Raw genomic sequence first — 14,779 nt, 5'->3', positions numbered from 1 at the left:
CGGCAGTGCCATCATTCTCAAACAGCCTGGAAGAGTCGCTCCATCGCGCTATCGAATACGCCAACGAGCGGCATCACGAATACGCAACGCTGGAACACCTGCTCCTTTCGCTGCTGGATGACCGCGACGCGTCTTCTGTCCTTAGAGCCTGCAACGTCGATGTGGAGCGGCTTCGTGCCAAACTCACGGAATTTCTCGACAAGGAGCTGAACAACCTCGTCCTTGACCAGGATGGCGAGGCGCAGCCAACCGCTAGTTTTCAGCGCGTGATTCACCGCGCTGTGGTGCATGTCCAGTCCTCGGGCCGCGAGGAAGTGACGGGCGCGAACGTGCTCGTCGCGGTCTTCGCCGAGCGCGAGAGCAACGCCGCGTACTTCCTGCAGGAGCAGGACATGACGCGGTTCGACGCCGTGAACTTTATCAGCCACGGCATCTCGAAGCGTGCCGGCATGTCCGAGCCGCGCGGCGTGCGGGGCGTTGAGGACGACGCGACCACGGTCGACGGCGCGGAGGAGAAGAAGCGTTCGACGGATGCGCTCGAAGCTTACTGCGTCAACCTCAACCAGAAGGCGAAGGACGGCCGCATCGATCCGCTGATCGGCCGCGACAAGGAGATCGAGCGCACGATTCAGGTGCTCTGCCGCCGGTCGAAGAACAACCCGCTCTATGTGGGCGATCCGGGCGTCGGCAAGACGGCGATTGCGGAAGGCCTGGCGCGCAAGATCGTGCGCGGCGAGGTGCCGCAGGTGCTCGCCAACGCGACGGTGTTCTCGCTCGACATGGGCACGCTGCTCGCTGGCACGCGCTACCGTGGCGACTTCGAGGAGCGGCTGAAGGCGGTGATGAAGGAGATCGAGGCCTATCCCGGCGCGATCCTGTTCATCGACGAGATCCACACCGTGATCGGTGCGGGCGCGACTTCGGGCGGCGCAATGGACGCGTCGAACCTCTTGAAACCAGCGCTGCAATCCGGCGTGCTGCGCTGCATCGGTTCGACCACCTACAAGGAATACCGCCAGCACTTCGAGAAGGACCGCGCGCTCGTGCGGCGCTTCCAGAAGATCGACGTCGCCGAGCCGACGGTTGAGGATGCGATCGAAATCATGAAGGGGCTGAAGCCCTATTTCGAGGACTTCCACAACATCAAATACACGAACCAGGCGATCAAGGCGGCGGTGGAGCTTTCCGCGAAGTACATCCACGACCGCAAGCTGCCCGACAAGGCGATCGACGTGATCGACGAAACCGGCGCATCGCAGATGTTGCTGCCGCCCTCGAAGCGGAAGCGCACCATCGGCGTGAAGGAAGTCGAGGCGACCGTCGCCACCATGGCGCGCATCCCGCCGAAGACGGTGTCGAAGACCGATACGGAGCTGCTGCGCAACCTCGAAGGCGATCTGAGACGCGTCGTGTTCGGTCAGGATCAGGCGATCCACGCGCTTGCCGCCGCGATCAAGCTCGCCCGCGCGGGCCTTCGCGATGCGGAGAAGCCGATCGGTTCGTACCTGTTCTCCGGCCCGACCGGCGTCGGCAAGACGGAAGTCGCCCGCCAGCTTGCGAGCTTGCTCGGCGTGCAGATCCTGCGCTTCGACATGTCGGAGTATATGGAGCGGCACACCGTCTCGCGGCTCATCGGCGCGCCTCCGGGCTATGTCGGCTTCGATCAGGGCGGCCTGTTGACCGACGGCGTGGACCAGAACCCGCATTGCGTGCTTCTCCTCGACGAGATCGAGAAGGCGCATCCGGACCTGTTCAACGTGCTGCTTCAGGTCATGGACCACGGCAAGCTCACCGACCATAACGGCAAGCAGGTCGATTTCCGCAACGTGGTGCTCATCATGACCACGAACGCGGGCGCGGCCGACATGGCGAAGCCCGCCATCGGCTTCGGTAGCCAGCAGCGCGTCGGCGAAGACGAGGAGGCGATCAAACGCATGTTCTCGCCGGAGTTTCGCAACCGCCTCGACGCCGTGATCCCGTTCGCTCGCCTCTCGCGCGAGATGATCGGCAGGGTGGTCGAGAAGTTCATCTTCCAGCTCGAAGCGCAGCTCGCTGACCGCAATGTGGTCATCGAACTGACGCCGGAAGCGATGGAATGGCTCGCCGATCACGGCTACGACGAAATGTACGGCGCACGGCCGCTCGCCCGCGTCATTCAGGAGAGCATCAAGAAGCCGCTGGCCGAGGAACTGCTGTTCGGCAAGCTCGAAGGCGGCGGAACGGTGCGCGTGGTGGTCGAGGAGAAGGACGGGCAGAAGCAGCTCGCCTTCGAGGTCATTGAGGCGAAGCCGCCGGTGGTCAAGGCGGAAGACGCCGAGGCAGGCGAGGGCGATGGCCCGGCGCTGCTGCCGAAGGGCGCCGCCTGAGTCGCGCGGTAAATTAAAAGGTCGCCGCGGTTTCGCGGCGACCGTAACTCAACGCCGGTGCGCTTGTTCAGCGCCCGGCGTCTTAGTTTGGGCACGATGGCGGGCGTGCGCGCTCGCGGGCCACGGGAGCCGCGCGATGGCAGGACGCCGCCGCGCCCTTCGATCAGCCATCCGCTTAAAATTATTTAATGCGATTGCGTCGAGCATTTGCGATTCAACGAAACACAAGACTCTGCTCCTGATCTGACGCGTATTCTTTGTCGCCCCGGATGTCGAAAACGCATGCCATCGAAGCGATAAAGCTCCACAGTTCGGTTGGCCGCTTACCGGCCGTTTTCTTCGAGGCCATCTTGCTTTTTCTTTCTGAACCCGTCGCGCTCCCCATAGCCGCGACCGCCAGTTTTCCCTCTCATGACACGCACTGAAGCCGGCTTCCGCATGGCTTTTCGCGATGCGGCCCGCGCGCCCGCCGCCGTGCTTTGCCTGTCATTCGTCGGTTTCGGCGTCTTGTGCCACGGCAACGGCGTCAGCCTCGCATTCGCGCTCTACACCACGATCTTCATGTACGCGCTGCCGGGACAGGTGACGCTCGTCGACCAGATCGGGCGCGACATGCCGCTGTGGACGGCTGCGCTGGCGGTTTCACTCACCGGCGTGCGCCTGCTGCCGATGACTATCGCGCTCGTTCCCTATCTGCGCGGCGGACGCGAGACGCGGCCCGTCGATTACCTCGCCTCGCATTTCGTATCGGTGACGCTGTGGATCGAAAGCATGCGGCGGGTGCCGTTCCTCCCGCGCGGGCTGCGGCTGCCGTTCTACTTCGGCCTCACCGCGATGCTCGTAGGCGTGAGCACGCTGGGCACCGTCGCGGGCTATCTCATCGCGGACCGGCTGCCGCCCATCGTGGCTGCGTCGCTGATCTTCCTCACGCCGGTCTATTTCTTCATGGGCCTGTCCGCCAACGCCCGCGCCGCCGCCGACTTCGCGCCGATCCTAATCGGCTTCGGAATGGCGCCGTTTTTCATGTGGCTCACGCCGAGCCTCGACCTCGTGCTGAGCGGTCTTGTCGGCGGAACCGTCTCGTTCCTGCTGTTCCGGCGCAAATCGGCGTCGCGCGCCGAGAAAGCCTGAGGCCGCCGCGATGCACGACAGCGTATGGATATGGCTTTCATTTGCCATCATGGGGACGGCGGCGAGCGACATCTGGCGTTTCGCGGGTGTGCTCCTGTCTCGCGGCGTCGACCCGGAAAGCGCGGTCATCCTGTGGGTGAAGGACGTGTCGACGGCGCTGGTCGCGGCGCTGATCGCGCGCATGCTGCTGTCGCCGACGGGGGCGCTCGCGGGCGTCGGCGATGCCGTGCGTTTTGTCGCGTTCGGCGCCGGGCTCGTCGCCTTCTGGCTGTCCGGGAGCAGGCTCGCGGTCGGGCTTCTCGCCGCCGAGGCCGCCTTTTTCGCCGCGCACGCGCTTATTGAACCGTAGCATGACATGATCCGCAAAAGTGGACGCCGGTTTTGCGATATGATCATGCTCAAACAAAACCATGAAGCGCCTTCTAGCCCGTAAAAGGCGATAACGGTTCATGGAACGCGGGCTCCGCTCAGCCATTGGAAAGGGCCGTGTCGCCGCCGATGTAAGGTGAGCGCGGCGCAGGCAATCGCATCGCCGTCAAGAAATTTGCGAAAAATCAAACTGCGGTCGGCTTCCTGCAAGCCCCGCGCGGTCTGATTTCATGCATGGAGACTTCGATGGCTCAAGAGGCAGACCGGACGGGCGCAGGTTCTTCGGTCCTCGCACGCCCCTATCCAAACGCAACGGCCGATCTGGCCTCCCGCTTCGCCGCGCAGCTTGTGGCTGAATCCGGATGCTCGGATTTCGCGTCGGATCGGGCTGCCGCGTTCACGACACTCGCGGCCGAGGCCTTCGCAAACCTGTGTCGCCGCCATTCGCCCGCGCCGGAGATTTCGATCCATTCCCATACCTCGCATGAGGGAGAGCACATCGTCATCGACATCGCGAACGACGACATGCCGTTCCTGCTCGATTCGGTGCTGGGCGAGTTGCGCGAGCTTGGCCTTATCCCCTTCGTGGTCGCGCATCCGATCTTCGAGGTCGAGCGGGACGGCAACGGCGTGTTGACCGCGCTCGCGCCCGCCGCGCCCGAGCCGAACGGCCACGCCCGCGAAAGCGTCATACACCTGGAGATCCCGAGGCCCGGCATCGCGCCGTCGTTCGAAACCATCGACCGAGCGCTCCGCCGCGTGATCGGCGATACGGCCCTCGTGGTCGGCGACTTCCACGCCATGACGGACCGACTCCACGCCGCGATCGCCGATATCGAGCAGAACCCGCCGCCCGCGTCGCCGCAGACGAACGCCGAGGGGATCGATTTCCTGCGCTGGATCGCCGTGGACAATTTCATCTTTCTCGGCGTCCGCGAGTTCACCTATGACGCGCAGGGCGGCGAACTGATCCCGCAGACGAAGCGAAGCCTCGGCCTCCTGCGAAATCCCGAGCGCATCGTGCTGCGCGTCGAGCCGACCCGCGTGCTGACGCCCGAAAGCCGCACCTATTATCTTAACGCGCCGCCAGTGGTGGTCATCAAGGCGAACGCGCAATCCACCGTGCATCGCCGCGTTCACATGGACGCCATCGCGGTGAAGCTGCATGACGCCGAGCGCCGCGTGACCGGACAGATCGTCTTCGCGGGGCTTTTCACCGCCAGCGCCTACAACCTTCCCGTCAACAACGTCCCCATCCTCCGCCGCACGGTGCGCAAGGTGCTTCAGCGCTCGCGCCATCCGGCCGAGAGCCACTCCGGCCGAGCGCTCATGAACGTCCTTGAGACTTTCCCCCGCGAAGAGCTTTTCCAGATTTCGCCGGAGCGGCTCTCCACCATCTCCGAGGAAATCCTCAAGACCGAGCTTGCGCCGCGCCCGCGCGTGCTGGTGCGCCGCGACGAGTTCCGCCGCTTCGTTACGGTGCTCGTCTACGTGCCGCGCGAGAAGCACAATACGAGCGTCCGCGAGCGCATCGAAGATATGCTCGCTGAAGCCTTCGACGGGCGCTTCGAGCAGACGACGCCGTATTATCCCGAAAGCGCGATGGTGCGACTTCAGGTCGAAATCTGGAAAGCGGGCGGCGACCTTCTCGATCCCGACGAACGCGAACTGGAAGCGAAGGTCGAGGACATCATCACCACCTGGGCGGATCGGTTTTCCGCGCGTGTGCTCGCCGAGCGCGGCGGCGACGGGCAGGCGCTGATCGAGAAATATCGCGACGCGTTTCCGGCGGGCTATCAGGAGCGAAACGACGCCGAGCGCGCCCTGAAGGACATCGAGCGCTTCGAAAAGCTGACCGAAGGGCATCGGACCGGCATCGACCTTTATCGCGCGGGCGACGCTGAACCCGGCGCCGTGCGGGCGACGCTGCAACAGCTCGACGAGCCGCTGACGCTGTCACGGCGCGTGCCGATCCTCGAAAATCTCGGCTTCGACGTGATTTCGGAGCGCACCTATCTGCTCACGCCGAAGGCCAACGGCGGCGCGCGGCGGTTCTATCTGCACGACATCGACCTCCGCCTGCGCGAGGGCAACGCGGCGACGTTTTGCGAGCGGCGCGAGGCGCTGGAGGACGGCTTTCTCGCCGTGTGGGCGGATGCCGTGCCGAACGACCGCTTCAACGGGCTGATTCTTACGGCGGGTCTCGACTGGCGGCAGGCGGCGCTGATCCGAGCCTATGCGGCCTATTACCGCCAGACGGGGACGACCTACAGCGCCGCCTATGTTGCGGAGACGCTTGACAAGCATGGCGCAATCGCCGCCGACCTGTTCCGTCTGTTCGAGACGATGTTCGATCCGGCGAAAGGCGGCGAAGCGGAGCGCGAGGCCGCGCGGCAGGCCATTGCAGAGCGCATCTTCGCCGCGCTCGACGCGATCCCGTCGATGGACGATGACCGCATCCTGAGGCAACTCGCCTCGCTCATCGGCGCCACGCTGCGTACGAATTTCTATCAGCGGAGCGCGGACGGCATGCCGCCCGAGACCATCGCGTTCAAACTCCGAAGCCGCGACATCGAGTGGTTGCCCGCGCCTAAGCCCCATGCCGAGATCTTCGTTTCGTCGCCACGCTTCGAGGGCGTGCATCTTCGCGGCGGACCCATCGCGCGCGGCGGGCTTCGCTGGTCGAACCGCCCGCAGGATTTCCGCACCGAAATTCTCGGCCTCGCCAAGGCGCAGCAGGTCAAGAACGCCGTGATCGTGCCGCAGGGCGCAAAGGGCGGCTTTGTGCCGCGCGCGTCGGCTGGGCTGAACCGCGACGCGACCTATGACGAGGGCGTGGCGGCCTATGAGGGCTTCGTGTCGAGCCTCCTCTCGCTCACCGACAATCTCGTGAAGGGCGAGATCGTGCCGCCCGCCGACACCGTGCGCCGCGATGGCGACGACCCGTATCTTGTGGTCGCGGCCGACAAGGGCACCGCCACGTTTTCAGACTTCGCGAACGAGATCGCGACGAAGCGCGGCTTCTGGCTCGGCGATGCGTTCGCGAGCGGCGGCTCGGCGGGCTACGACCACAAGAAGATGGGCATCACGGCGCGTGGCGCGTGGGAGGCGGTGAAGCGCCATTTCCGCGAGTTGAACGTCGATATCCAGACGACGACGTTCACGGTGGCGGGCGTCGGCGACATGTCGGGCGACGTGTTCGGCAACGGCATGCTGCTATCGCGGAAGATCCGGCTCGTGGCTGCCTTCGATCACCGCGACATCTTCATCGATCCCGACCCGGACACCGAGACGAGCTTCGATGAGCGAAAGCGCCTGTTCGAGCGCCCGCGTTCGAGCTGGCAGGATTACGACAGGGCGAAGATTTCGGCGGGCGGCGGCATATACAGCCGCAAGGAGAAGTCCATCGCGCTTTCAGAGGCCGCGCGGAAGCTGCTTGGCGTCGGCGCGCAGGCGACCCCGCAAGACGTGATGGCTGCGATCCTTCGCGCGGATGTTGATCTGCTCTGGTTCGGCGGCATCGGCACCTATGTGCGCGCCAGCACCGAAACAGACGCGCAAGCCGGCGATAAGGCGAACGACGCGATCCGCGCGGCGGCGAACGAGCTTCGCGCGAGGGTAATAGGCGAGGGCGCGAACCTCGGTGTTACGCAGCGTGGGCGCATCGAATTTGCGCTCGCAGGTGGTCGCATCAACACCGACGCCATCGACAACTCGGCGGGCGTGAACACCTCCGACGTGGAGGTGAACATCAAGATCGCGCTCGGCCGCGCGGTGGCGGAAGGCAAGATCAACACGCCGGAACGCAACGCGATCCTCGCCGCGATGACCGACGATGTCGCCGCAGCCGTGTTGCGCAACAACTATCTGCAAACGCTGGCGCTCAGTGTGGCCGAAAGCGACGGACTGGCCGAACTCGGCTTCCAGCAGCGGCTCATCCAGCGCCTCGTGAAGGAAGGTCGCCTCAACCGCGCCGTGGAAGCCCTGCCGACCGACGCCCACCTTGCCGAGCGCGCGACGCAGGGGAAGCCGCTGACGCGGCCCGAACTCGCCGTGCTGCTCGCCTACGCGAAGATCGTGCTCGAAGACGACCTCGTGAAGACGAAGGCGCTGGACGATCCGTGGCTTGCCCGCGAACTCCCGGCCTATTTCCCGCCCGCCATGCGCGAGCGTTTCGCCGCCGAAATCGACGCGCATCCGCTGCGCCGCGCCATCATCGCGACGAGCCTCGCGAACGACATCGTCAATCGCGGCGGCCCGACCTTCGTCGTGCGGCTGATGGACGAAACCGGACAGCCGCCGGAGGCCGTCGCCTGCGCCTTCGCGGCGGTGAGCGCGATTTACGATCTCCCCGCGATCCACGCCGGGCTCGATGCACTCGACGGCCGGATCGACAGCGCGGAGCAATTGCGGCTGTATCGCTTCGTGCGCGATCTGCTACGGCGGCAGAGTGGCTTTTTCCTCCGCCAACACCGCTTCAGGGACGGGCTGGAGCAGGGCATCGCGCCCTATGCGCAAGGCATCGCAGCCCTTTCAGCCGCGATGGCGACGCTGTTGCCGGAAAAGGCGGTGGCGCGGCTCGGCGAGGCTGAGGAGCGTCTGCGTGAGACCGGCCTATCGCCCGATTTCGCCCGGCGGGTCGCGGCGCTCGAACCGCTGGCGCAGGCGCTCGACATCGTGCGCGTCGCTGGCGACATGGAAACGTCGGTCGAGGACGCTGCACGCGTCGTGTTCGCCATCCGCGACGCGTTCCATCTGGACGACATCGCGGCGGCGTCTGAGGCGCTCGCGGGCGGCGACCATTTCAACCGTCTCGCCGTGGACGCGAGCCTCGCGGGCATCGCTTCGGCGCAGCGGCGGCTCGCCCGCAGCATCCTCGCGCAATCGACGCGACGCCCGGATTTCGCGACATGGCGCGCCCGAAACGAAGCGGCGGTGAGCCGCGTCGCCGAAGGGCTCGCCGAGGTGCTCTCGGGGCGCGGCCTGACGCTCGCAAAGCTCACCGTGGCCGTGGCGCAATTCCGCGATCTTTCGGCGCCGTAAGGCCCCAAATGGCGGCGCGAACGCGCTTCCCCGACGCCGCTGGCTCGTGTATCCCTTGGCCCGAACAGGCGATTTCGGAGGATACCATGACACGTCGCGCCATCATTGATGCACCGGGCCTTGGAAAGGCGCTCGGGCCTTATTCCCGCGCCGTCTGGGCGGGTAACACGCTTTTCCTGTCGGGCCAGCTCGGCACCGACGCGGCGACGAACAAGCTCGTCGAGGGCGGCGCGGGCCCCGAGACGGACCAGATCCTGAAGGGCATCGCCGCCGTGCTGAAAGAGGCGGGCCTGACCCTCGACAATGTCGTGAAGTCGAACGTCTACCTCACCGACATGACCGACTTCGCGGCCATGAACGCCGTCTATGAGACGCACTTCACGGCACCATACCCGTCGCGCACGACCATCGGCATCACGGCGCTTCCGGGTGGCGCGCATGTCGAGATCGAAGTCGTCGCGGTGAAAGACTAATCTTCCGAATACGGTCGCAGTGACCGCGATGCGGCTCCTGTGACCGTTCCGGCCATACGGGAAAGCTAAAGCGCGCCGCGTCTCAAGGTTGTGCTATCGTTAACTTGCCACGTCTGTTTTTACCGCTTAACGTGTGCGAAACATGGGTAGGCGACTGGAGCGCGTTCGCGAAAACGCGCATTCGGCTGCCCCTTTTTCTGTGAGTATGGCGGTCTGTACCAGGGCGTCGCGCGTCGGGCAAGCGGCGGGCCTGAGGGCCTTGGGGCTGGAGAGGGTTGTTATGAAGGTGAGTTTTACGTCGCGGCTGGCGCTGATCGCCTGTCTCTCGGCCGTTGTCCCGCAGGCGATGGCGCAGGATGCGGATAGCCGCCCGCCGCTCGCCGATCTGGATGCGCTGGCGACGGAGCCCCAGACCGAAGCGGCGCCCGAAAACGCCGCACCGGCGCCCGGTTCTCTGGACGATATCAAGGCGGAAGTTTCGCCGCATGCACCCGGCACCGCTGCCACACATGAGGGCAATCCCTCCGTCAGAAATGCCGCCGCGAAGCACGAGACCCCGCCCGCCGCACCGATCGAGTCTACGGTCGAAAATGCAACTCCCGATCCCCTCGCTCCGAAGGACGACGAGGACGGCCCAGCCCTGCTCGCGCCCGGTGCGCCCGCGCATCCGGCGGTTGCCGCTGAAGCGCCCGCTGGCGATCCCGTTGCGCCGCTCGTTGTGGAGCGCGCCGCCAACGCAGGCAGCAAGGCGGATGCGCGCGACGATGTCAGCGCCGTGAAGACCTTCTACACCGCGACCAAGGGCAAGCCCATCTGGACCTCGGCCGAGGGCTTCACGCCCGCCGCAACGAAGGCCATCCGCGAGATCCGCGCCGCCGACAGCTATGGCCTCGAAGCCTCGGCGTTCGAGCTTCCCGCCAGCGCGGGCGAGACGCCAGAAGCGCGCGCCGAAGCCGAGGTGAAGCTTAGCCTCGCAATCCTCAAATATGCGCGCCATGCACGCGGCGGCCGTGTCGATCCTCCTTCCATCAGTCCTGCGATGGACCGCAAGCCGCATGTTTATGAGCCGAAATCCGTGCTTGAAGCCGTCACCGCCGCTGACGATGCCGATGCCTATCTGCGAGGCCTCCATCCGAAATCGGAGCAGTTCAAGCGGCTCCGCCAGGCTCTCATCGCGCTCGACAAGACGACAGACAGCGGCACATCATCCATCCGCATCCCGGCCGGGAAAACATTCAAGCCCGGCGATGACGACGCGCAGATCGCGCTTATCAGGAAGCGCCTCAACGCCGGTCTCGACGCGCCGCGCGACACGATTTACGACGAGGCGCTGCTCGTGGCGGTGAACCGCTTCCAGAAGGAACGTGGCCTCAATGTAAACGGCATCATCGACAAGAAGCTTCGCGCGGCGCTGAACGAGGGCGCGGGCGGCTCGGTCGAAGAAAAGAAGATGCGCCTCATCGTGAACATGGAGCGCTGGCGCTGGATGCCGGACGATCTCGGCGAGTTCAATGTGTGGAATTCGATCCCGGAACAGATCACGCGCGTTTTCGATCGCGGCCGGGTCGCGTTTCAGGAGCGCATCGTCGTCGGCAAGCCCACATCGCAGACGCCATCGTTCTCGGCAAAAATGCAGTTCGTCATCTTCAATCCCGAATGGGGCGTTCCGGACGGCATAAAGGCGAATGAGATTGCACCGAAGCTGAGGCGAGCGGCGCCGAGCGGCCCCTCGGAAGACCTCTTCTCGTTCTTCGGCGGCCGCCCGAGCGGCGGCGGAGGTGGCGGCGCGTCGAGCGTTCTTCAGCGCATGGGCGGCCTTCGCGTGACCTATAACGGGCACGATGTCGATCCCGATTCCGTCGACTGGTCGCGCGTGGACGCGCGTCGCTACAGTTTCATTCAGCCTGCAGGTCCGCGAAATGCGCTCGGCGTGGTGAAATTCCGCTTCCCCAACAAGCACGACGTCTACATGCACGACACGCCGGAAAAGAGCTTGTTCGGCTCGGCGACGCGCGCTTTCAGCCATGGCTGCATGCGCACGCAAAATCCGGTTCGTTTCGCTGAAGTCATTCTCGCGTACGACAACGGGACGACGCCAGAGCAGATCCGCCGCCAGATCGAGAGCGGTCAGACGACCGAGAACAAGCTCACCAAGGCGATCCCGGTTCACATGGTGTATTTCACGGCGGCGCCGGACGAGAAGGGCGAGATTCGCTATTTTTCGGATCTCTACGGCCTCGACGCCCGTGTGGCGAGTGCCCTGAAGGGTGAGAACTACCGGTTTGAGGGCGACCCCGTCGTTGCGGTTGCGCAGGAGTCGGCACCTCCGCAGCGGGAGGCGCAGGATAGCACCCAGCGGCTCGATCAATATGGACGCCCGGTTCGCGGTGCCGACCCCTATGGCCGCGAGCCTCAACGGGGGTCGCGCGGTCGCGAAGGCTGGAGCCCGTTCGACTGGTAGCCACGCGACGAAAGATGTCGTCGCGAACCGCCACCTCGACTGAGTTCGGGGTGGGGTCTCGCCGCCGTCAAATCCCTGTGCGCAAGATCGGGTGACGCGCTGGACATCTTGACGCTTCCGGTCATGCCCTCCTACCTTTCGTGGGACTGAATCAGCGGCGGTTTGGGCCGCGCAACACCAAGAGGCTTTCCATGGCAACCACTGCCGTGTCCGATGCATCTTTCGAACAGGACGTGAAAAATGCCGAGCTTCCCGTGCTCGTCGACTTCTGGGCGGAATGGTGCGGACCGTGCCGCACGGTCGGCCCGATCCTTGAGGAACTTTCCGAAGAGTTCGCTGGCCAGCTCAAGGTCGTGAAGCTCGACGTCGAGAGCAATCCGGGGATCGCGCAGGCCTACAACATTCGCGGCATCCCGGCGCTTCTTCTGTTCAAGAACGGCGAGGTTGCGGGCCAGCAGATCGGCGCGCTGCCGAAGCAGCAGCTTCGCGCATGGATCTCGGGCGCGATTGCGTCCGTCTGATTGAGCTGTTCGCGGCCGTCTCCACAGCGCGCCGCACGCATGAACGAAAAACCGCCTCTCGCAGGCGGTTTTTTTATGCCCATTTCAAAAGGATAACACACGATGAACATCAGCAGCGGTGCCGTATTATTTCTCGGTGTAGCGACTTTTTTTGTCGCTTATTCTCAAATGAAAATCGCGAGTGCGAAAGCGAGACTAGATCTATATAATAGAAGGTTTGCGATTTATATTTGTGCGCTTGAATACTACTTAATTCTGAGCAATGATGCGAGTGAGGCTGAAATAAAAGAAAAATCAATTTCGTTCACAAAGGCATCCAGGGAGTCTATATTTCTATTTGATCCAATAGATGGCATTGGTCAGACAATGCATGATATCATGCAAGACGGCTCTATTATAAGGTCATATATGCGGGCTGATAAAGATTACGATAGTGGGAAGCGACGCGATGACACGTCAGTATTGCACCAAGCTAGCATAAAGGCGCGGGAAGATTTTGAGAAAAAACTTGGTTTGTTAGAACGACAAATTGATAAATACATCGAATTTAGGAACATTGAGGGATGGACGTTCTTGTCCTTTGGCGAGGGGACGCGGCTTCAAACCCGCAGGTCCGCCGGGTGCGCCCGATCCATATGACGTTAAGCTTTCAGATATTTAATCGCAGACGCGACTTCACATTGCGAAGCTTCTTCCCAAATTCGCATCAGTGCAAAGGCGGCCGGTTGGCGAATAACCAAGGTATAGGCCGCGTTCATGCGATCTCGGAGGCATTGATGACGGACTCTTCTCCCGAAGGCCGGACGAACACGGCAAAAAAGCAATCTCAAATTTCTGTAATTCTTTCCCGGTTCGGCAAGAAGGGCACGATTTACGTCTCGGCGGCTGCGCTCGCGCTCGGCGCGTTCGTTGGTGCGGCTTCCTTCGAGCCGAACCCGGCGCGTGCGTTCGCGCAGGGCGAAAACGTTTCTCAGGGCGAGGGCATGCGGCAAAAACTGCCGAGCTTCGCGCCCCTCGTGAAGCAGGTAAAACCCGCCGTGGTTTCGATCCGCGTAAAGTCGGACGCGGCGGCCAAGGCGGCGTTCGGCGATGACGAGGGCGGCCCGAGGGGCAATCCCTTCGAAGGCTCGCCGCTTGAGCGCTACTTCGGCGGCCCAGGCGGCCCGCGCGGCGGCTTCGGTCCGTGGGGCGGCGCGCCGGGTGGCAAGGGCGGCCCGCGTCAGCTCGTGACGGCGCAAGGCTCCGGCTTCTTCATCTCGCCCGATGGCTACCTCGTGACGAACAACCACGTCGCGCAGGACGCGGTGAGCCTCGAAGTCGTGATGGACGACGGCAAGATCTACACCGCGAAGGTGGTCGGCACCGATCCGCGCACGGACCTCGCGCTGCTCAAGGTGGATGGCCGCACCGACTTTCCCTATACGAAGTTTTCGCATTCCGGCGCTGAAATCGGCGATTGGGTCGTCGCCATGGGCAACCCCTTCGGCCTTGGCGGCACTGTGACGGCGGGCATCGTCTCGGCGCGCGGCCGCGACATCGGCGAAGGCCCGTATGACGACTTCATCCAGATCGACGCCTCCGTCAACAAGGGCAACTCCGGCGGGCCCACCTTCAACGAAAGCGGCGAGGTCATCGGCGTCAACACCGCGATCTATTCGCCGTCGGGCGGCTCGGTCGGCATCGCGTTCGCAATCCCCGCGCCGACTGTCGAGCGCGTCGTGGCGGCGCTGAAGGACAAGGGCCACGTCACGCGCGGCTGGCTCGGCGTGCAGATCCAGGGGCTGACGCCCGAACTTGCCGACAGCCTAGGCCTCAAGACCACAGCGGGCGCGCTGGTCGCAGCGCCGCAGAGCGGAAGTCCCGCCGAGCAGGCCGGCATCAAGACGGGCGATGTGATCACCGAAGTCGACGGCACGCAGGTTAAGGATGGGCGCGACCTCGCGAAGAAGATCGCCGACATCGCGCCGGGTGCCAACGCGAAGCTCACCGTGCTTCGGGACGGCGAAACGAAGACCGTCGATCTCAAGATCGGCCAGTTGCCCGAGAAGCCGACGCAGCGCGCGAGCCTCTCGGATGACGGGCGGACCGGGCTTAACGATCTCGGCATCGCGGTCGCTCCGGCGGCCGATGTGAGCCCGAACGACCGTCAGGGCCTCGCGGTTGTCGGCGTCGAGCCGGGCGGCAAGGCTGCTGAGGCCGGGCTCGCCGAGGGCGACATCATCCTGCGCGTCGGCGATCAGACGGTGAATCGGCCGGGCGATCTGAAGCGGGCGCTGACCGAAGCCGGCAAGTCGGGCAAGAAGAACGCGCTCGCCTTGGTCAAGCGAAACGGCGACCAGCGGTTTGTCGCGCTGCCTGCCGTGAGCTAGTGGAGCGAATTTGACATTTGAATCCCGGTTGCAGCGAGCTCTCGTT

Annotated in this window: 9 protein-coding genes; all 9 read left to right on the top strand. The window is 64.2% G+C overall.

The features are described from left to right. Positions 1–5: 5 nt before the first annotated feature. The 9 genes from clpA to T281_RS02710 all read left to right on the top strand — a co-directional run bounded on the left by clpA (position 6) and on the right by T281_RS02710 (position 14,733). Positions 6–2,366 (top strand): ATP-dependent Clp protease ATP-binding subunit ClpA, encoded by a 2,361-nt coding sequence (gene clpA / locus T281_RS02750; RefSeq protein ID WP_037233769.1) that lies wholly within the window; start codon positions 6–8, stop codon positions 2,364–2,366. 438 nt (positions 2,367–2,804) lie between these two features. Next, a complete protein-coding gene (locus T281_RS02745) occupies positions 2,805–3,497 on the top strand; it encodes an AzlC family ABC transporter permease (protein WP_052036947.1) in 693 nt (230 codons plus the stop codon). Between the two features lie 10 nt (positions 3,498–3,507). Next, positions 3,508–3,846 carry an AzlD domain-containing protein gene (locus T281_RS02740; protein WP_081796545.1) on the top strand — a complete coding sequence of 113 codons (339 nt, stop codon included), beginning with the start codon at positions 3,508–3,510 and terminating at the stop codon, positions 3,844–3,846. 266 nt (positions 3,847–4,112) lie between these two features. Next, complete coding sequence (locus tag T281_RS02735) at positions 4,113–8,909, top strand: NAD-glutamate dehydrogenase (protein WP_162173096.1); 4,797 nt, start codon at positions 4,113–4,115, stop codon at positions 8,907–8,909. Positions 8,910–8,995: 86 nt separating this feature from the next. Then, positions 8,996–9,382, top strand: coding sequence for a Rid family detoxifying hydrolase (locus tag T281_RS02730; RefSeq protein ID WP_052036953.1), 387 nt, complete (start codon positions 8,996–8,998; stop codon positions 9,380–9,382). Positions 9,383–9,662: 280 nt separating this feature from the next. Beyond that, positions 9,663–11,843 carry a L,D-transpeptidase scaffold domain-containing protein gene (locus T281_RS02725; RefSeq protein ID WP_052036945.1) on the top strand — a complete coding sequence of 727 codons (2,181 nt, stop codon included), beginning with the start codon at positions 9,663–9,665 and terminating at the stop codon, positions 11,841–11,843. A gap of 191 nt (positions 11,844–12,034) precedes the next feature. Continuing rightward, a complete protein-coding gene (gene trxA / locus T281_RS02720; RefSeq protein ID WP_013418049.1) occupies positions 12,035–12,364 on the top strand; it encodes a thioredoxin in 330 nt (109 codons plus the stop codon). A gap of 102 nt (positions 12,365–12,466) precedes the next feature. Continuing rightward, positions 12,467–13,003, top strand: a complete 537-nt coding sequence (locus tag T281_RS02715; RefSeq protein ID WP_037233762.1) for a hypothetical protein — start codon at positions 12,467–12,469, stop codon at positions 13,001–13,003. Between the two features lie 137 nt (positions 13,004–13,140). Further along, positions 13,141–14,733 (top strand): Do family serine endopeptidase, encoded by a 1,593-nt coding sequence (locus T281_RS02710; RefSeq protein ID WP_037233760.1) that lies wholly within the window; start codon positions 13,141–13,143, stop codon positions 14,731–14,733. Positions 14,734–14,779: the final 46 nt, after the last annotated feature.

It is taken from the genome of Rhodomicrobium udaipurense JA643, assembly GCF_000636015.1.
Classification (GTDB): domain Bacteria; phylum Pseudomonadota; class Alphaproteobacteria; order Rhizobiales; family Rhodomicrobiaceae; genus Rhodomicrobium; species Rhodomicrobium udaipurense.
Note: the sequence above shows the minus strand (reverse complement) of the source record. Positions and strands in the feature narration are given on the sequence as shown.